At 36.8% G+C, this 20,064-nt stretch carries 14 protein-coding genes and 6 tRNA genes; 6 read left to right on the plus strand and 14 right to left on the minus strand.

Annotation, left to right across the window (positions count from 1 at the left end):
* Positions 1-38 precede the first annotated feature (38 nt).
* From ACXR6G_RS08155 to ACXR6G_RS08170, 4 genes are all read left to right on the plus strand, one after another.
* Positions 39-2,432, plus strand: coding sequence for a TIM-barrel domain-containing protein (locus tag ACXR6G_RS08155; RefSeq protein WP_458360927.1), 2,394 nt, complete (start codon positions 39-41; stop codon positions 2,430-2,432).
* Positions 2,433-2,467: 35 nt separating this feature from the next.
* Positions 2,468-2,842 (plus strand): hypothetical protein, encoded by a 375-nt coding sequence (locus tag ACXR6G_RS08160; protein ID WP_458360928.1) that lies wholly within the window; start codon positions 2,468-2,470, stop codon positions 2,840-2,842.
* 182 nt (positions 2,843-3,024) lie between these two features.
* Positions 3,025-4,683, plus strand: a complete 1,659-nt coding sequence (locus ACXR6G_RS08165; RefSeq protein ID WP_458360929.1) for an alpha-amylase family glycosyl hydrolase — start codon at positions 3,025-3,027, stop codon at positions 4,681-4,683.
* 21 nt (positions 4,684-4,704) lie between these two features.
* A complete protein-coding gene (locus tag ACXR6G_RS08170) occupies positions 4,705-6,105 on the plus strand; it encodes an alpha-amylase family glycosyl hydrolase (RefSeq protein ID WP_458360930.1) in 1,401 nt (466 codons plus the stop codon).
* Between the two features lie 122 nt (positions 6,106-6,227).
* Here the strand turns inward: ACXR6G_RS08170 and ACXR6G_RS08175 are convergent, their stop codons facing one another.
* The gene (locus tag ACXR6G_RS08175) at positions 6,228-6,776 is read right to left on the minus strand and encodes a fused DSP-PTPase phosphatase/NAD kinase-like protein (protein ID WP_458360931.1); all 549 of its coding nucleotides are present in this window, start codon (positions 6,774-6,776) and stop codon (positions 6,228-6,230) included.
* Between the two features lie 355 nt (positions 6,777-7,131).
* Between ACXR6G_RS08175 and ACXR6G_RS08180 the strand changes: the two genes are divergently transcribed.
* Positions 7,132-8,628: an IMP dehydrogenase gene (locus tag ACXR6G_RS08180; RefSeq protein ID WP_458360932.1), complete on the plus strand. Its 1,497-nt coding sequence runs from the start codon at positions 7,132-7,134 to the stop codon at positions 8,626-8,628.
* A gap of 410 nt (positions 8,629-9,038) precedes the next feature.
* On the opposite strand, the gene ACXR6G_RS08185 is transcribed toward ACXR6G_RS08180, so the two are convergent.
* From ACXR6G_RS08185 to ACXR6G_RS08240, 12 genes are all read right to left on the minus strand, one after another.
* Positions 9,039-11,594 carry a M1 family metallopeptidase gene (locus tag ACXR6G_RS08185; RefSeq protein WP_458360933.1) on the minus strand — a complete coding sequence of 852 codons (2,556 nt, stop codon included), beginning with the start codon at positions 11,592-11,594 and terminating at the stop codon, positions 9,039-9,041.
* Positions 11,595-11,739: 145 nt separating this feature from the next.
* Positions 11,740-12,537 (minus strand): 2-oxoadipate dioxygenase/decarboxylase family protein, encoded by a 798-nt coding sequence (locus ACXR6G_RS08190; protein WP_458360934.1) that lies wholly within the window; start codon positions 12,535-12,537, stop codon positions 11,740-11,742.
* 63 nt (positions 12,538-12,600) lie between these two features.
* Positions 12,601-13,815: an aminotransferase class I/II-fold pyridoxal phosphate-dependent enzyme gene (locus tag ACXR6G_RS08195; RefSeq protein WP_458360935.1), complete on the minus strand. Its 1,215-nt coding sequence runs from the start codon at positions 13,813-13,815 to the stop codon at positions 12,601-12,603.
* A gap of 454 nt (positions 13,816-14,269) precedes the next feature.
* Positions 14,270-14,346 (minus strand) — tRNA-Asp (locus ACXR6G_RS08200).
* 50 nt (positions 14,347-14,396) lie between these two features.
* Positions 14,397-14,473 (minus strand) — tRNA-Asp (locus tag ACXR6G_RS08205).
* 51 nt (positions 14,474-14,524) lie between these two features.
* Positions 14,525-14,601: transfer RNA gene (locus ACXR6G_RS08210), tRNA-Asp, on the minus strand.
* Between the two features lie 50 nt (positions 14,602-14,651).
* A tRNA-Asp gene (locus ACXR6G_RS08215) sits at positions 14,652-14,728 on the minus strand.
* A gap of 51 nt (positions 14,729-14,779) precedes the next feature.
* A tRNA-Asp gene (locus ACXR6G_RS08220) sits at positions 14,780-14,856 on the minus strand.
* 51 nt (positions 14,857-14,907) lie between these two features.
* Positions 14,908-14,984, minus strand: a tRNA-Asp gene (locus tag ACXR6G_RS08225).
* Between the two features lie 193 nt (positions 14,985-15,177).
* The gene (locus ACXR6G_RS08230) at positions 15,178-15,717 is read right to left on the minus strand and encodes an RsmD family RNA methyltransferase (protein ID WP_458360936.1); all 540 of its coding nucleotides are present in this window, start codon (positions 15,715-15,717) and stop codon (positions 15,178-15,180) included.
* The gene (locus tag ACXR6G_RS08235; protein WP_458360937.1) at positions 15,708-16,556 is read right to left on the minus strand and encodes a DUF3822 family protein; all 849 of its coding nucleotides are present in this window, start codon (positions 16,554-16,556) and stop codon (positions 15,708-15,710) included. The genes ACXR6G_RS08230 and ACXR6G_RS08235 overlap by 10 nt, the downstream gene beginning before the upstream one ends.
* Positions 16,557-16,572: 16 nt before the next feature.
* A complete protein-coding gene (locus tag ACXR6G_RS08240; protein WP_458360938.1) occupies positions 16,573-17,220 on the minus strand; it encodes a hypothetical protein in 648 nt (215 codons plus the stop codon).
* Positions 17,221-17,395: 175 nt separating this feature from the next.
* Here ACXR6G_RS08240 and ACXR6G_RS08245 point away from each other — a divergent pair, with 175 nt between their 5' ends.
* Positions 17,396-18,832 carry an ATP-dependent DNA helicase gene (locus ACXR6G_RS08245; RefSeq protein WP_458360939.1) on the plus strand — a complete coding sequence of 479 codons (1,437 nt, stop codon included), beginning with the start codon at positions 17,396-17,398 and terminating at the stop codon, positions 18,830-18,832.
* Here ACXR6G_RS08245 and ACXR6G_RS08250 read toward each other — a convergent pair.
* Positions 18,827-20,047 carry a response regulator gene (locus ACXR6G_RS08250; protein WP_458360940.1) on the minus strand — a complete coding sequence of 407 codons (1,221 nt, stop codon included), beginning with the start codon at positions 20,045-20,047 and terminating at the stop codon, positions 18,827-18,829. The two genes, ACXR6G_RS08245 and ACXR6G_RS08250, sit on opposite strands and share 6 nt — an antisense overlap.
* Positions 20,048-20,064: the final 17 nt, after the last annotated feature.

Consider the following 20,064-nt stretch of genomic DNA (forward strand, 5'->3'; position numbering starts at 1 on the left):
GAACATTGAAAAGTAAAATTTAAGAATCTATTTGATAAATGAATAATCTCTTTAAAAAAATACAACTTCTCGTTTTACTACTGATTTTATCAGGAGTTGTTTTTGCTCAAAATTCAGACCGAACATATTTGAGCCACGAATTAAAAAGTGAGCACTTAGTTGTAAAGACCAATGATGGTCAGTACCTGATTAAGTTTTACGATGCGAATATTATTGAAACAAGCTTTATTCCTTCAGGGGAAAGTTTTAATCCTGAATCACATGCCGTTGTTTTAAAGCCTGAAGAGCTTAAGGCTAAATTAACTGATAGTAAATCTGAATTGGTTTATGCAAGTTCAGGAATGACTGTTTCATTAAACAAATCACCTTTCCAGATTAGTTATACTTACAAAGGAAAGCATCTGCTGTCTGAGAAGAATGGTTATTCTGATCGGGATAGCCTTGAGGTTATGGATTTCAACATTGAAAGCTCCGAAGTTTTATTTGGTGGCGGAGCTCGAGTTTTGGGTATGAACCGTCGTGGTAACAGACTTCAGCTCTACAATAGAGCTCATTATGGTTACGGAACTCGCTCCGAATTGATGAACTACACCATGCCTTTGGTTATTTCATCTAAGCGTTATGCCGTTCATTTCGATAATGCGCCCATTGGATTTCTGGATTTGGATAGTGAAAAGAATAATACGCTAGCTTACGAAACCATTTCGGGAAGAAAAACTTATCAGGTGATCGCAGGTGATACCTGGCCTGAATTCATGAAGGAGTTTACTGAGTTAACAGGGAAACAAGCTTTGCTACCTCGTTGGGCACTCGGGAATTTCTCAAGTCGTTTTGGATATCATTCCGAAAAGGAAACACGAGCTACTGTAGAGCTATTCAAAAAGGATAGCATTCCTTTGGATGCCATTATTTTGGATTTATTCTGGTTTGGAAAAGAAATGAAGGGGAATATGGGAAATCTGGAATTCTTAAGAGATTCTTTTCCTAATCCTAAGCAAATGATGGCAGACTTCAATCAGCAAGGTGTTAAAACCATTCTGATTACTGAGCCATTTGTTTTAACCACATCGAAACGATGGGACGAGGCTGTTGAAAATAAAGTTTTGGGTACCGATTCTTTGGGGAATCCATTTAAATACGATTTCTATTTTGGAAATACGGGATTGATTGATGTCTTCAAGCCTGAAGCGATTGATTGGTTTTGGAATATTTATAAAGAGCAAATAAACAATGGCGCAGGCGGCTGGTGGGGCGATCTGGGAGAACCAGAGGTTCATCCTTCAAACTTGCAACATGTCAATGGATCTGCTGACGAGGTGCATAATATTTATGGTCATCAGTGGGCTAAGCTGGTTTTCGAAGGCTACCAAAAGGATTTTCCTAATCAGCGTCCTTTTATTTTAATGAGAGCTGGCGCAGTGGGATCTCAACGCTATGGTATGATTCCATGGACTGGCGATGTGAGTCGCTCTTGGGATGGCTTGAAACCTCAGACTGAGATCTCTTTACAAATGGGATTACAGGGCATGGCTTATATGCACTCCGATTTGGGTGGTTTTGCTGGAGCTAATTTGGATGATGAATTGTATACACGCTGGTTGCAGTATGGTGTTTTTCAACCTATATTCAGACCACATGCACAAGAAGATGTGCCTTCGGAGCCTGTGTTTCGCGAAGCAAAAACCAAAGCCTTAGCTAAAAAATCTATTGAGTTACGTTATAGAATGTTGCCTTATAATTATTCTTTGGCTCATGATAATTCAGTTTCGGGTATGCCTTTAATGCGTCCTCTATTTTTTGAGGAGCAGAATAATGCTAAACTTTTCGATCTTTCAGATACTTATATGTGGGGTGATGCCTTTTTGGTTTCACCAATTACCGATGCCAAGGCGACTGAAAAAGAAGTGTATTTCCCAGCCAATAATACATGGTTCGATTTCTATACTGATGAAATGATTGAGGGAGGTTCAGCTAAGAAAGTTGAAGTTGTTGAAGATCATATTCCCGTATTTGTACGAGCGGGTTCATTTGTACCTATGGCGAAGCTGGTGCAATCAACTGTTGACTATTCCAGCAAACACATCGATTTGCATTATTACCATTCTAATGCAGTTAGTACAGGTAAAGGTCATTTGTTCGATGATGATGGGGAAACACCCGAGGCATACGAAAAAGGCAATTACGAATTGATTAATTTCACCTCTCATACGAGTAAGAAGAATCTGAAAATCGGATTTGAATCAGAAAAAGGGGAGAGTTTTGCTGCTATGGATCGTGAATTTGAACTGATTATTCACAACATCGCCAAGCAACCTAAGAAGGTGAAGTTGGCAGGCAAAAAAACTGATTTTAGCTGGAATGCTGAAAAGAAGCTTTTATCAGTGAAAGTGAAGATTAAATCTGGTGATAAGATCACTGTGATTGTGAAATAGATTTTAGATATAGTCTGAACACATATTTAATATCAATGGAAAAGAAATTTAAATATCAATTTAATAGTTCGCTTGGTATTCTTTTTAAATATTATTACGGATTGATTACGCTAGAAGATATAGAATCTTCTTGGGAATATGCCTTTGAAAATGGTTTAATACCTAAAGAAACCAAAGGGTTTATTTTAGATTATCGAAATTCAAATTTTAATATAAAAATTGAAGATCATACAGCTATAGCTAATTTCTATAAAAGGCATATAAACATATTTGGAAATTTTAAAATTGCCGTCATTACTGTGGAGCCGAAAGATATTGTAGTTCCGATGCTAGTTAAATTAAAAGATGAAGGCTATAGTTCTAGTCCTTTTAGTACACTTGAATCTTCTATCGAATGGGTGTTAAGTTGAAAATTTATTAAAGTACATATTCACAACAAAATGAAAAATGCATTGCGCTGTGATGCTAAAAACTCTTAATAAGAAACATGTAGCGGTTTGATACTGATGTACGTTGAGAAGTGCTAAGATTCTTGCACAGATCGATCTAAATCAAACCTCTCTGGTTTTCAAATAATTGAAACTTTAAAATTATGAACCTCAAATCAAAACTAATTAGCCTACTGATACTTATCTTGGCTTTGAGCGGGTGTGTTAATTCCGACAAGCAAGCTAAGACAAACGAAGCGCCCTTTATTTGGGACGGTGCTAATGTGTATTTCTTATTGACTGACCGTTTTAACAATGGGGATAAGTCTAATGATGTCAACTTTGATAGAACTAAAGAAACGGCAAAACTACGTGGTTTCGAAGGTGGTGATATCAAAGGGGTGACTCAAAAAATAAAAGAAGGATATTTTAATAATCTGGGTATAAACGCCATTTGGATGACACCCATTACTGAGCAAATTCATGGTGCTGTAGATGAAGGAACTGGTGCAACCTATGGCTTTCACGGCTACTGGGCTAAAGATTGGACGGCTCTTGATCCTAATTTTGGAACAAAAGCAGATCTTGCCGAACTGGTTGAAATTGCCCATGCACACGGTATCCGTATTTTATTGGATGGTGTGATTAATCATACAGGTCCAGCAACAGAAAAAGATCCAGCATGGGAAGAAGCATGGGTGAGAACTTGTCCGACTTGTGATTATACTAGCTATAAAAACACCATTGAATGTACTTTGACCAGTAACCTGCCTGATGTAAAAACTGAAAGCATTGAAGAGGTTAATATTCCTGCTGAGTTAGCCAAAAAGTGGAAAGCAGAAGGTCGCTATGATGAAGAGATGGCAGAGTTGGATGCTTTTTTCCAGAGAACTGGCTACCCAAGAACACCAAAATACCACTTGATCAAATGGATGTGCGATTACATTACTGAATTTGGAATTGATGGTTACAGAGCTGACACGGTAAAGCATACTGAGGAATCGGTTTGGGCTGATTTGAAAAAGGAATGCGATTATGCTTTTAGAACCTGGAAAAAGAACCATCCTGATAAAGTCCTTGATGGCAATGAGTTTTATTTGGTTGGTGAGGTTTATAATTTCAATATCAGCGCAGCTAAAGCTTTCGATTTTGGAGATAAGCAAGTGAACTACTTTGACTATGGCTTTAACAGCATGATCAACTTCGAATTTAAGTATAATGCCAAGGACAGTTATGAAGATTTATTTTCTCGCTATTCAACGATTTTGAATGAAGAGTTAAAAACTGCTGGTATCTTGAATTATTTGACATCGCATGACGATGGTAGTCCTTTCGATTCAGCTAGAAGCAAAACCTACGAAACGGCAACAAAGTTATTGCTTTGCCCTGGAACTTCACAGGTCTATTATGGTGATGAATCTGCGCGTTCATTGGAAATTGAAGGTGCTGAAGGTGACGCGACTTTGCGTTCGTTCATGAACTGGGATGCTATTTCAAAAGACGTTAAGACTCAAGAATTAATGAAGCACTGGCAAAAACTGGGTCAATTCCGTAGAAATCACCCGGCAGTTGGAGCGGGTGTACATCAAATGATCTCTGAGAAGCCATATGTTTTTGCAAGAAGCTTTGCTCAGGAAAACTACCATGACTATGTTGTCGTTGCTCTTGATTTGGAGAAAGGCAAGAAAGAAATTCCAGTCGCAGGTTTTGAAGAGGGAATTCAATTAAGAGATGCGTATTCAGGGAAAACAGTAAAGGTTGCCAATTCTAAGGTTATTTTAGATAGCGATTTCTCTATCGTTCTTTTAGAAAAGCTTAAATAATACAACTAAAAATATAAATAGATGAACAGAATAATCAATTCAACACTAAGCCTGCTTTTGATGGCAAGTTTATTCATGTCTTGCCAAAACACACCAAAGGCAAAGAAAGAATCTTGTTCAAAAGAGAAAGAAGCATGTTGTGCCAAGTCTGCTGACATGCATTTGGATTGGACACGTAATGCGAACATCTATGAGGTGAACATTCGCCAGTATACACCAGAAGGAACCATCAATGCTTTTGCAAACCACCTACCTCGTTTGAAAGAGATGGGTGCTGATATCCTTTGGTTGATGCCTATTTTCCCAATTTCTGAAAAGAACCGTAAGGGAAGTATGGGATCTTGTTATGCTGTAGCTGACTACCGTGCTGTAAACCCTGATTATGGAACAATCGAGGATTTAAAAATCATGGTGAAACAAGCTCAGGATCTGGGAATGAAAGTGATTCTTGACTGGGTAGCAAACCATACTGGATGGGATAACGTGATCATGAAAGATCATAAAGACTGGTACACTCTAAACGAAAAAGGTGAGATTCAGATTCCTGCTGGAACTGACTGGACTGATACTGCTGACTTAAACTTCGATAATAAGGACTTGCGTGAGTACATGAAGGGTTCTTTGAAATTCTGGATTGAGAAAGCCAATGTTGATGGTTACCGTTGCGATATGGCTGCCATGGTACCTACTGATTTTTGGAATGAAGCACGCAAGGAGCTTGATGCAATCAAGCCTGTGTTTATGTTGGCTGAGGCTTGGGAACCAGAATTGCTAGAATCTGCATTCGATATGGGTTACGCCTGGGATTTCCATCACCTGATGAACGATATTGCTAAGGGAGAGAAAAATGCCAATGAGATTGATGCTTATTTTGCTAAAATCGATACCCTTTACCAAAAGGATAACTACCTGATGAACTTCATTACCAATCATGACGAGAATTCATGGGCAGGTACCATTAATGAAAGAATGGGAGAGGCAGCTAATGCTTTTGCTGTACTAACGTTTACCATGCCGGGAATGCCAATGTTGTATTCTGGACAAGAAGCTAGCTTGAGTCACCGATTGAAGTTTTTCGAAAAGGATGAAATTGACTGGAATAATAAGGAGCTGGTTCCTTTTTATACCCAATTGATGAGCCTGAAAGCCCACAATAAAGCTTTGTTGAATGGAGCTCAGGGCGGTGATCTTGTACGCATTGCTACTGACAAGAACGAATCAGTTTACGCATTTGTTCGTGAGATGGATGGCGAAAAACTTGTCGTGGTTCTTAACCTAAGCAAGAATGCTGTTGACGTGAAATTAAACACTGAGGCTTGTGCAGGCACTTACGGCGACTTTTTCACCAAAGAAAAGCAACAACTTACAAAAGAAACTTCAATGTCTCTAAAGGCATGGGAATACAGAGTATATATCAAGTAATTTACTTTTCGTTTACGGAAAGTGGGTACCCCTCGAAAAAGCCATTCTCTACTGAGAATGGCTTTTTTAGTAATATCAGGAACCTCATTACAAAGAGATGCTATGATGCAATTTCTCGGATACTAGTTCACCATATCAAGGCTGATTTCAGTGTCAAGCATTTTCTCTAAGGGTAAAGAGAATTTAAGGCTACGACCTACATGGGCTGCCTCGTTTACCGAATAGCCTTTGTGTTTAATTAGGTAAGCCATAAAAAGTGTTGTCGCTCTACCTGCACTTCGACAATGTATCAATAGCTTTTTGTCTCCTTCAATTAATTTTGCAAATGCCTTTAAATTTTCGGGTGTATAATCTTTAGAGCCACCTATTGGTAAGCAGTGGTAGTCTAGGCCTAATTCTTTAGCCATATTTTCCTCGTTAAAGGCATAAGCGGTAAAATCCTTATTCTCTTTTTCGGTACGAAGGTTAATAATTGTGCTGGCACCTTGTGATTTATACCAACGTAAGGCCTCCAAACTTGGCTGTGCACTTAAGTAATAGTTTTGATATTTAAAGGCTCCATTAAAAGCTTTGATAATTTCAACAGAATCCGTTTTTACAGTTTTGTTTTTGGCCTGAGAGCTGAAAGCCAAAAAAAGGCTTAGTACTAGAGCGATAATAGGTGTTCTCATCTTGTTTGTTGTGTGTGTTAGTAATATGTATGGTTCATTTTGAACGAGGCCAAACTTCGTTAAAATATTAATATTAGGCAAGGAGAATTGTTTACAGAACCAATTTTATGAGAACTGAGGCGTATTATAAATTTTGGAAAGGAATCTATATGAGCTTGAAACCAATTTACGGTCTATTATTCAGCGAAATAAAAGCTTGTGTAATTCTGAATCCGAGAATACTTAGTGCGCATAAGTAGGAAAAACAACTTGCTTGAACATTTCATTTACTCTTATTTAATGGAGACAAGATATTTTTTTTATATCTTCGTGAAATTTTTTATTTGAACAACCATTAAATAACGATCAAACAACCATGGCTAAGATTATTAATGAAGTTTCGAGAACGTTTAATGAGTATTTGATTATACCTGGTTTAACTAAGGTAGATTGTACTCCAGATAAGGTCGATATGACGACACCTCTGGTTCGATTTAAGAAAGGAGAATCTTCTAAGATCAACCTAAAAACACCTTTCGTATCGGCTATCATGCAATCTGTATCCGACGATGGAATGGCAATTGCATTAGCAAAAGAAGGTGGCGTTTCGTTTATCTTTGGTTCTCAGTCTATCGAAGAGCAGGCTGGAATGGTTCGAAGAGTAAAGAAACATAAGGCTGGTTTTGTTGAAAGTCGTGCTAATATTACACCAGAGCAAACTTTAGAGGATGTTTTAAATCTAAAAGAAGCAACTGGTTTTTCTACAATTGGAGTTACTGAAGATGGTAGTCCAAATGGAAAATTCTTAGGAATTATTACAGGTCGCGATTACCGCACCAGTAAAGATAGTTTGAGTAAAAAAGTTAAAGATATTATGAGACCATTGCCTGAATTGGCTGTTGGTAAGCTTGGCGTTTCTTTAACAGAAGCTAATGATATTATTTGGGATCATAAATTAAATACACTTCCGGTTATCGATGAGAATGAGAACCTGAAATATTTTGTGTTCCGTAAAGACTACGATAATCACAAAGAGAATCACAACGAATTATTAGATGAGCAGAAGAGATTAATCGTTGGTGCTGGAATCAATACGAGAGATTTTGAAGAGCGTGTACCTGCTTTGGTTGAGGCTGGTGTTGATACAGTGTGTATCGATTCATCTGATGGATTTTCGGAATGGCAGAAAATTACCATTCAATGGATAAAAGAACATTACAATGGCAAAGTAACTGTTGGTGCTGGTAATGTTGTTGATAAAGAAGGCTTTTTATATTTAGCCGAAGCTGGTGCCGATTTTATTAAAGTTGGTGTAGGTGGAGGATCTATTTGTATTACCCGTGAGCAAAAAGGTATTGGTAGAGGTCAGGCTACTGCTTTAATCGAAGTAGCAGAAGCTCGCGACGAGTATTTCGAAAAGACTGGAGAGTATATTCCAATCTGTTCAGATGGTGGTATCGTTCAGGATTATCATATGACTTTAGCTTTATCTATGGGAGCTGATTTTATGATGATGGGAAGATACTTTGCTCGTTTTGATGAGAGTCCTACAAGAAAACTTTTAGTTGGTAGCAACTACGTAAAAGAATATTGGGGAGAAGGTTCGAACAGAGCTAGAAACTGGCAACGATACGATATGGGTGGTAACAACAGCCTTAAGTTTGAAGAAGGTGTTGATAGTTATGTGCCTTATGCAGGTAAGTTGAAAGACAATTTGGATATCACAATCGGTAAAATTAAATCGACCATGTGTAGTTGTGGTGTTACTACGATTGCTCAAATGCAAAAAGAATCTAAGATAACTTTGGTTTCATCTACGAGTATTATCGAAGGTGGAGCACACGATGTTATTGTAAAAGATACGAAAAACTAAACAATTTAAGTTTAAATATATTCCAAGGCCAAGCTTTTTGCTTGGCCTTTTTTTGTACCACTAATTTGTCTTTCTGGTTAGCGTAGAATACCAGTAAGCAGTTCGTAATTATTATTATTATTTGCTCCTGCAGATTTACTCGTAAACTCGTTAAGCATGTTAGTAATCTGCTAGGTATTGAGTTGAGAATCTGGAATTCTCTTATTCAAAGGCACGATTGTAGTTGAGGCGATAAAATATGGCCAACCTAACAGCCTCAGATTGCAAATCTGAGACAACAATAAACCCACCCACATTACGAAAAGTCCAGTTACAATATCCTACCATCTCCGAGGGAAATAGCTCCATCTGAAAAGAGCCTATCCATTATGTTTTTGGACAAGCTCTTTTATAAGTTCTATTTTTGCAGCTTACTTCTTCAAAACCACATCAGCAGCTTGAAGAATCTTCAGTTTCAAATTATCAGGATAATCAGGTCGGTCTTCTAAGAATTTACGAGTGATATTTCCCGCTTCTTTTGATTGATGACCGCTGTACGATACATTTAACCAATTGTATGGGAAGAAAATATCTCCCGTCACTTGAATCTCTTTCAATAATTCTAGCGCTTGTGGTAAATAGCTTAAAGCTTCTTTCTCACGGATAGGATGATTTAGATATCTTAATCCATCTAAAGCCCATCGCTCAATTTGTCTGTTCTCTTCGTTTTTAAGACTTGCAAAGAAAGCTTTACGAACCTCCTTATCTGCCGAAAGGGCAGGAGCAACAAAGAGCATTTTCTTTTTGTGATCAGGGTTTTTGATTCGCTCAATTTGCGTCTTTACAAGCTCTTCAGCCTTGTTTGGCATTTTAATGGCTAAGTTGCAAGCCAAAGCAGTTGCTTTGCTTTCTGAAAGCTTAAAACCGCCAAATGCGATCTCCTCTTTCCATACTCTGAAAAGCTGATTCAGTAAAGCTGGTGTTTCAGTTATATTGCTTAGTGCAGAGTATAAACTCGACTTCTTGCTCATATCTTTTTCAGAACTCAATCGAATCCAAAGTGTTTCTTCCAATTGCTTGCCAATTAACTTTCTTTGCACGGCAGTCAAATCTAACCAGTAGGTCGATTTAAGGTATGAAAGCATACGTTCTAAGATTAGACTATTATTCTCTTTATCCAGATTCTTTTCGATGGCAAGAACAAAATCATTTCCATTGATTTGGTCTTCACGGAGGTTTTCGTAAAGATTGATCCAAGCGATTCCTCTTGCCAAATCATCCTCTATTTGGTTGATATTTTCAAGTAGGTATTGCTTCGATTTTTCGTCTAGCTTGAAAAATCCATAAGCATTGCCTTTCCCATTTGGGATAATATAATCTGGAATATTCATGCCTTTAGCTTCTTCAATTGAAACTTGAGCTTTGTTCATCGATACTTGAATCGATTTGCTTTCTCCTTTATAACCTAAAATCACATTTAAATCCTGAGTCCAATCACCATCGACTCCTGTTACATCTTTCTGAACGATATTCAATTGCTTGATTTTTCCATTTTCGCTGATCAATTCAGTTGAGATGTGAGCTCTGCCTGCTTTATCTACCCAAACTTGACTCCACTCCTTTAAATTGCTCGGCGTCGATTCATCCAAAATAGATATTAAATCTTCCCAGCTTGCGTTGCCATAAGCGTAGGTTTTCATGTAGGTTTGTAAGCCTTGTTTAAGCGCTTCTTCACCCGTCATATTCTCCAACATATTCATCACAATAGGTGATTTGTGATAGATGATGCTTCCATAAACGCTTCCCGCATCTTTTAGGTTTGGCAGGACTTGATTAATCGGATTGGCTCCAGTCGTTCGATCTATGCTGTATGAACTTGGGTAATGAGCCATCTCAAATTTTAGTTTGTGATTCATATCCGGAAAGCTTGGGTTCGTGATTTTATCAGCAAGGAAATTTGCGAAAACCTCTTTCAGCCAAACTTGGTCGAACCATTTCATGGTAACTAAATCGCCGAACCACATGTGAGCTGTTTCGTGAGCAATTAAGTTCGCTCTACCCAATAAACGATTCTGTGTTGGATCTTTATCTAAAAACATTTTTGAAGCATTGTATAAGGTTGCTCCAGTGTGCTCCATACCTCCGTATTGGAACGATGGGATCACTACAATATCGTATTTTGCAAAAGCGTAGGTTACATCTGTGTATTCTTCTAACCAATCTAAAGATTCGAATAGCAAACGGAAGATCTCATCTGTGTTGTCAGCTAATTTTTCTGGATCAGTTTCGCGATGATACATGGTGTGTTCACGTCCATTGTGCTCGCGTGTGATGGTTTCGAACTGACCAGCAACAAAAGAGAATAAATAAGTTGGCAATGCCTTTGTTTGTGCAAAGCTATAGAGACTTCTATTTCCTTCATCCTTTTTATAATTCAATTTACCGTTAGCCATGGCTTTCCAATGAGAAGGAACGCTCAAACTCAATTGGAATTTAGCTTTCATATTAGGTTGATCGAAACAAGGGAAAGCTGTTCTTGCACGATCCGGGACGAATAGGGTATATAGGAATTCATCGTTGCGATTAAGTGATGTATTTCCGGCAGTAAAGATAATCTCAATGCTGTTTTTTCCTTCTTGTAATTCCGATTTTGGGATAATCAGATGTTCTGATAGAAATTGGTAAGCAGATTCTTTTCCATTACTTGTCACAGACTTGATCAAGCTCGCTTGTTCGCGGAAATCAATTTGCAAATCTTGTTTTATAGATGTTAAATTGAAGCTTATTAGGTTTCTGCCTGTAATAGGATCTGTTTTTCCCTCAGGGATATTGAATTGTAATTGATATTCTAGATCTGAAATAGTTTCTTTTCTGTAATCCGCCAATGTCTTGGCTACTCCGGCTTCAATGAGAAGTGGTTGTTTTGAACTGCTACAGGCTGCTAGAAAAAGACATAGTAATATCGGCAGAGATTGTAATATTTTCACAATGTTGAATTTAGTTGTTTAGTCTTGCAAATATAACTGTGCGATTCTTTTAAAGACCTAATAAAAGTCAATATTTAGATAAAAAGAAAAGCAAAGCCTAATACTAGCTTTGCTTCTCATTGTTTATAATCACTGTTGTCTATTTCTATCTAAAATTTGTGCTGTCGAATATTTTATTGGCATTGGCAGCTATAAAGCCAGAGAAGAGTTCCCCCTTGGTATCGGGATATCGTATGGCAAATTCGTAGAAACAAGCTGGAACTTCGTATGTTCCTTCCTCAAATTCTATTTGAACCATTTCGGCAAGAGTTGATGACTGTTGAAGGAATTTCTCTGGGACTCCCTTAATTTCGCCACCTGTTGTATTCATTTCGTAGCCGCTGTCTTTAATAAATTGATTGACCTTTTCTATGCTGTTGTATTTCTTAAGGGCATTTATGCTAACTGTAAAATGATTGGGTCTAAAACCGTGAATGTATAACCAGGCCGCATATTCCGACTCTTTCCGAAGAAATTGGTAATCGGCATAAGATGGTTTTCCCCAAACGGAGCCCTTGTGAATTAAATCGGGATCGGCATAATAGGCATTGCCTACAGAATTGATTCTTTTTTTGACAGTCTTTTGAAATTCCTCGGGAAATTCCGAAATAATTAATTCCGAAATGAATACACGAGGAGCATTCTCAATTGTTGGGTGTTCAAGATGAATAGCATTCAGATGTTTATCCTCAAACTTGTATTCACCTTTGGGAATATAACCCAGTTTTATGAATTTTTTTGATAACACCTTAATATTCATTCTAGCATCGTCGAAGGTTCGAAATGCGATATGGTCATTAATCACTTGCTCATTTTCTTTTGAAAACAAGTCGTGTATAGCTTGTGCTGAAGGATTTTGTTGGGTGTAATCCTTCCATAGGATGTCAAATACTTCTAATAGCATGATTTGTCAATTGTTAGTGAATTGATTTGTAATTTATGAAAATTAATTGACTTGAGTTTAAGCTTATTGGGTTTTTGATTTAGAATAAATACTTTCAAGACATTGATTCATCCTTGTGTAAGTTCTCTCAATATCGTCATCCAAGCCAATAGAAATACGTACGAGCCCGTCAGTAAGCCCCATCTCTATTCTTTCATGTTCTGGTATTTCGGATGAAGTACTGCCTCCAGGCGAGCTGAAAAGGGTTTTATATGATCCCAAGCTGACGGCTAAATACCCGATATTGGCTTCTTGCATGAGTTCCATAAAGTGATTAGCTGTTTCTTTTTCTTTTAAGTCGATAACAAAAAGACCGCCTGCTCCATATTTGGTATGAGCAATTTCTTTCATTAGTGCATATTGGGGATGCTTTTCCAAGCCTGGATAGATGATTCTATACCCATCTGCTTGTAGGTGCTGAGCAAGACTTAAGGCGTTGCTAGCATGTTGTTGCATTCTAATATGCAGGGTCTTCATGTTTTTCAGAATACTAGCAGATCTATGACTATCTAATACGGGGCCCAGAAGCATGGCCGAACCCGAATTGACATCATATAATGAATTGATGAATTCCTGACTTCCACATATGGCACCTGCAACGCAATCACTCATCCCATTAATAAATTTGGTTAAGCTATGAATCACAATATCAGCGCCCATTTCAGCGGGCGAAAAAATGAGTGGAGAAAAAGTGTTGTCAACGACCAGAAGGCAGTTGTTCGCTTTTGCAAGTTTGGAAAGTTCTCTAATATCTGTAATCTCCAACATAGGATTACTCATGGTCTCGCAATAAATCAACTTGGTTTGTTTGCTTATAGCCTGACTTACTTGTTGAATATCAGTCGTATTAACAAACTTTGTATTGATGCCAAACTTTGGAAGAAAATTTTTCATGAGAGCATAGCTGCCACCATAAATGGTTCTGCTGGATACGATTTCATCACCAGCACTGCATATTTGCATTAGTGTGGAACTTATAGCAGCCATTCCTGATGCTGTAACAAGAGCACTTTCAGTGCCTTCAAGCTGGGCAAGCGCTTTTGATAGATAAAGATTACTAGGGTTCCAGTGGCGGGAGTATAAATAACAACCCTCAATTTTTCCCTCGAACACATCACCCATGGTTTTGGCCTGTAAGAAAGTAAAAGTCGACGAGTCGCTTATAGAAGGATTAACGCCGCCAAACTCTCCAAAGAACTGCAAATCCTGTATGCGATCTGCTGATTTAAAATCTTTCATCTGTTTTAAAGTCTTAGTACATAATTATTTCCTATTAAAAATGGGAAAAATAATTCAATAAAAGACCTTTATGTCTGAAAATATTTAAAATGACTCAAAAGAGAAAATAAATTTCTTGAAAAATTATTGAGAGGGATGAGGGATTGGTATAAAATGAAAAAACTCAGGTCCCCACCTGAGTTTTCAACTAACCTAAATCTAACCTATGAAAAACTTGCTGAGCTTTTTTGAGTTGGCTCAGCTCTAATTTATGAAAAAAATAGTTTTTGTTTCTACACTACAAACATAGCTGTTTCTTTAGTTAAGAGGCGTCAACACAAGTTAAAGAAGGTTAAGTTTTCGTTTATAAGAGCTTTTAAGGGGAAAATTTGAAAGGATTGTGGCTAGAGAAATAATTGGAATATTTTTTAATAAAAAAAAACCTTCGACTCAAAAGAATCGAAGGTTTATATTTTGGCGGTCTGGACGAGACTCGAACTCGCGACCCCATGCGTGACAGGCATGTATTCTAACCAACTGAACTACCAAACCAAAATATGTGATTTGTTTATTTAAAGAGTAACGAATCAAAACTCTAATTTTGGCGGTCTGGACGAGACTCGAACTCGCGACCCCATGCGTGACAGGCATGTATTCTAACCAACTGAACTACCAAACCAAAATATGTGATTTGTTTGTTTAAAGAGTAACGAATCAAAACTCTTAATTTTGGCGGTCTGGACGAGACTCGAACTCGCGACCCCATGCGTGACAGGCATGTATTCTAACCAACTGAACTACCAAACCAAAATGTGCGATTTGTTTGTTTAAAGAGTAACGAATCAAAACTCTAATTTTGGCGGTCTGGACGAGACTCGAACTCGCGACCCCATGCGTGACAGGCATGTATTCTAACCAACTGAACTACCAAACCAAAATGTGTGATTTGTTTGTTTAAAGAGTAACGAATCAAAACTCTTAATTTTGGCGGTCTGGACGAGACTCGAACTCGCGACCCCATGCGTGACAGGCATGTATTCTAACCAACTGAACTACCAAACCAAAATGTGCGATTTGTTTGTTTAAAGAGTAACGAATCAAAACTCTTAATTTTGGCGGTCTGGACGAGACTCGAACTCGCGACCCCATGCGTGACAGGCATGTATTCTAACCAACTGAACTACCAAACCAAAATGCTACAGAATTACTTTAATTAGTCGGCTCGTTAGCCATACCTTTTCCTGAATGCGATGCAAAGATAATGCAAGTTTGTTTACTTGCAATAGTGCGCTGGCTTTTTTTCTAATAAAAAAATAAAGAAAGCTACTAAGCATGCTGTTTTGAGCATGTTACGGATACTAAAATAATCTGTATTTTTTTCAATTAATCCTTTAACTTAAAGAAACTGAAATTAACACTACCATAGCTTCTCATATCATGGAATAAGGGATGCTGACTAAAATCGTTTCTCGATGAATGCTCCACAATAACAATACCATCCTCATTTAGAATGTTTTGTTTTAAAATGGCATCAGGAATTGTGTCAATTGTATCTAATTCGAATGGTGGATCTGCAAAGATGAGGTCGAACTTTTTATTGCAACCTTTTAAATATTTAAAACTATCAGCTCTTAATGCATGAATTTGTTTAAATCCTAAATCATTAATTGTTTTTTTTATGAAAGCGCAGTGTTTGAAATTTAATTCAACAGAAATGACTTGCTCGGCACCTCTAGAAGCAAATTCGTAACTGATACTCCCCGTGCCACTGAATAAATCGAGAACGTTTAAGTCCTCAAAATCGATTGTGTTGTTTAGAACATTAAAAAGGTTCTCTTTTGCAAAATCGGTTGTAGGACGAGCTTTAAAGCTCTTATCCGGAGATATCCTTCTACTTTTATGACTACCACTAATTATTCGCACAGACTTGTATTTAAAAGTTTGGTAAATTGATTGTATTCGGAATTTGGAACTGTACTTTTTAAGAACAAACCGTTGGGTATATTATCAGTAACAATATCCTTAATATAACGTTTCAGTATTTGATATGCTTTACTTGTTTCATCTATTTTCCCTAAAAGATGAAGTTGACTGTATTCTGTGTTCAATTTTTGCTGTTTATAGATATTTAGGATATAATAAACCATGTCAGTTTCATCCTTGAAGGAAAAACTGTTAGCAAAGTGTTTTTGTTCGTTATTGGGAATAAAAACATCGAAAAAATGATCGTAAACCTGAACGAATACTTTTGGATGTTTACTATCTATACCTTGATTTAAAACCTTATGGTAAAAATTTAAAGTTTGATGTGATATGTCTGCTCCTGGAAACTGAGATTCTATAAAATCAGGTAGAGTAGAAGGTAAGGCATATACAATATAGGCATTCATTTCTTTGAACTCGCTCCAGTTTAAAATTTCGGCTTTTAAGAGAGGATGACATAATTGAAAGCTATCAATAGCCATGGTATCAGAAAAAAGTTCTGAAGGAATAATACAGGCCTTTTTTGTCAACCAAATAACCGAAACTTGATTATATGTCAGATTGAGATAGTCACAATTACGTATACCTTCTTTTAATATATCAATAGAGCCATTATCCGTTTCTGAATTTAGCTTTTTTGATTGGAAAAGTGCCAGACATTTATTCTCTGAGCTAAGGATAGAAAAAGAAAATCCATCCAGACATAGCTGGATGGATAGTTTATATCTTGACGTATTATCCTTTTCAAATGTTGAATCAACAAATAATAATTCGTCCATAATATTTTTTTAAGGATTATTCCCAGTTTCCTGATCCGTTATTAGCTTCTTCAAGAGAACCTACTTTTAGTCCAGGGTATTTGTTCATACGAATACGGTTACCATTTTCTTCTTTCAACTCGTCTAAGTACTCATCACGAAGATCAGCGAAAATATTCGTGTTTGAAACTTTAGCTTCAAAAACCTGAACTTTTACTTTAGAACCAGTAACAACAATACCAGCTGCCATTTTAAACTCACTCTGCTCTTGTGTAAAAGCAACGTATCTTAGATTTTCAATAGCATAGCTAGTGTTGAAGGTTGTCTCTAGAGCTGAAACCATGATTGTATCACGAGTAATAAACCCTTTAACTACAGCTTCTCTTTCAGTCATACCTGCTTCAATTTGCTCATCTGTTAATGAACCAATTGACTTAATCATAGGCATTGAATCAGATTTGATAAATGAGATCAAAGTATCAAAGCTGCCAGTATATTTTTTATTTACTTCTTTGTAAGCATTTTGTGCTTTACGAATATCTTTCAATTGTTGAGTGATCTTTTCGTATCTCTCTTTTTTAATTTCACCAAATTTAATTGGCTTCATAATACTTTGGTAAGCTAAATATCCAAACGCAACAATTAGAAAAGCAAGTAAAATTTGAAGGACTGGTTTTAATTTCATAGTTTATAATTTGTGTTAATTTAGTTATATGCTAATTGCAATTAAATATACGTTAAAACGTGTGTATTCTTATGCTCGTAACATACAATTAGTTTATTAGTTTGTGTAAGTTTGTTTGCAAATTTAAAAAAAAAATCTGTTTGGTTATTTTTATAACCATTAATTTTATGTGGAAATGTTAAAAAAGCATATTAGCTTAAGTATTTGTAAGGAATTAAAGTTCGAACCGACTACTGATCAGAAAATTGCAATAGACGAATTGTCTGATTATTTGACTAGTAGTAAGAATGATAGTATTTTTTTATTGAAAGGATACGCGGGTACTGGTAAAACGACTCTTGTTAGTGCTTTGGTCGCTAGTCTTTCTGAAATGGAAATTAAGACTGTTCTTTTAGCCCCAACGGGCCGAGCAGCAAAGGTCCTTTCCCATTATTGTAAGCAAAGTGCCCAAACAATTCATAAAAGGATATACCGTCAGAAATCTCTTAATGATGGCTTTGGAGTATTTAATCTTGATAGAAATCTTTCTCGTGACACTATTTTTCTTGTTGATGAAGCATCCATGATTTCAAATTATTCGCATGAAGCTTCTTCTTTTGGTTCAGGTTGTTTGTTAGATGATCTTGTTAACTATGTTGCTGCTGGAAGTAATTGTCGATTGGTTCTTATAGGTGATGTTGCACAGTTACCGCCAATTGGAATTGATGTGAGCCCAGCTTTAGACCCTAAAGAACTTGAATCTTGTTATAACCTTACGGTTATGGAAGTTGTTTTAACTCAGGTTGTTCGTCAGGCTGAAGAGTCTGGTATATTAAAGAATGCAACTGAACTTCGTAGAATGCTTGATGAAGGGGATAGTGGTTATCCTCAATTTGAGACTGAAAGATTTCCTGATATTGTTCGAATAAGTGGAGGAGAGCTTATTGAAGAGATATCTTCGGCTCATTATAAGTATGGTTTAGAGGAAACGATGGTACTTAGTCGTTCTAATAAACGAGCGAACCAATACAATCAAGGGATTCGTAATAGTATATTATATAGAGAGGATGAAATAACGGTAGGTGACTATTTAATGGTTGTGAAAAATAATTATTTCTGGACAGCTGATGTCAAAGAGATTGATTTTATTGCCAATGGTGATATCGTTGAAATTACCAGAATTGGTAAGCATGTTGAGCTTTATGGTTTCAGGTATGTTGAGGTAAGTCTTCGTTTTCCAGACTATAAAGATCTTGAGCTTGATACCATGATCATGCTTGATACACTAAATATTGAAGCTGCCTCTTTAGGCTATGAGGAAAATAAAAAACTCTTTTTCACTATTTCTGAGGATTATGCTGATATACGTTCAAAGAAAAAACGATATGAGAAAATTCGGGATAATAAGTTTTTTAATGCTTTGCAGGTGAAGTTTGCCTATGCGATTACTTGTCATAAGGCACAAGGAGGGCAGTGGAGTGCTGTTTTTGTAGATCAGGGCTATATTACCGAAGATATGCTTAATCGTGAATTTTACCGTTGGCTTTATACCGCAATAACGCGAGCAACGGAGAAGTTGTATCTGGTTAATTTTAAGAAGGAATTTTTTCCAAATGAAGAAATTGACTTATAATTCAATACCTACCATTAAGACATCATCTGTTTGTTCATTATTCGCTTTCCACTCATCTAACCAGTTAAAGAAATCAGATTTCTGAAGATTGATTGACTTAGATTGAAGTTTAAGTAGTTTATGATAGAATTCTTTTTTCTTCAAGCGTTTGGTTTGGCTTCCTCCCAGTTGATCAGTGATGCCATCTGAATAAATGAACAATCTATCGCCAGGAGCTGTCGTTATTGTTTTTGTGTGAAATTCAGCGAGTTCGCTTTCTTTTCCAATTGATAATCTGTCGGCAGGGATTTCAAATAGAGAAAAATCCTCATTTGTCATTTTTGCTTCAAGTAGTTCTTTGTCGATTTTTAATTGTCCAACACCTTTTCGAATTAGAACAAGAGGACGTCTAGCTCCAACATATTCAATTTTGTTTTCTTGTGAAATGATTGAAAGAAAAGCCCCATCCATTCCATCATATTGAGTAAATGTATCACTCGAACTATTTAAAAGGCGACTGAATTTCTGGCTGAGTTTAGAAAATATTTGCCCCACTTGAATGCTGCTCCCATTTTCAAAAATCGTATGAAGTTCCATTTGTCCCATCATAGTTAGCATGGCAGCAGGAACTCCATGTCCTGTACAATCGAATACCCCTATGTTTTTTTGTTGGAAATTCTGGTTTATCCAGTAAAAATCACCACTTACAACATGCTTTGGGAGATTAATAATGAATGATTTTGGAAACATACGCTTGAAATGTTCAGTATCAGGTAATATTGAACGTTGAATTCTTTGAGCATGAATCATCCCCTGATGAATATCGAAATAGGATTTGTATTTTGATATTTCTTGTTTTTGCTGATTCATTTGGAAAGCAATCATTATTTTCGATTGCAATTCTGTAAAGTCAATAGGTTTTTTTACATAATCAAGAGCACCTTTGGTAAGAGCAGCTTTGATGGTTTCCATCTCAGTTTTAGCTGTTACCATAATTACGGGAATTTCTTTTAAGCGTTCGCTCTCCTGTAATTTTTCAAGCACATCCATTCCGTCCATAACTGGCATCATGACGTCAAGTAGGATGACATCAGGAAGGTTGACTTCAAGCCATTTTAAGGCCTCTAGTCCACCATCTTTAGAAACAATGATGTAGTCTTTTCTAAAATATGCCTCAATTAATTTATTATTAATTGGAGAGTCATCTATAGATAGTATGATGCGGTTATTATCCATGCAAAAAAGATGATAGG

The sequence above is a fragment of the Ancylomarina sp. YFZ004 genome (assembly GCF_054254355.1).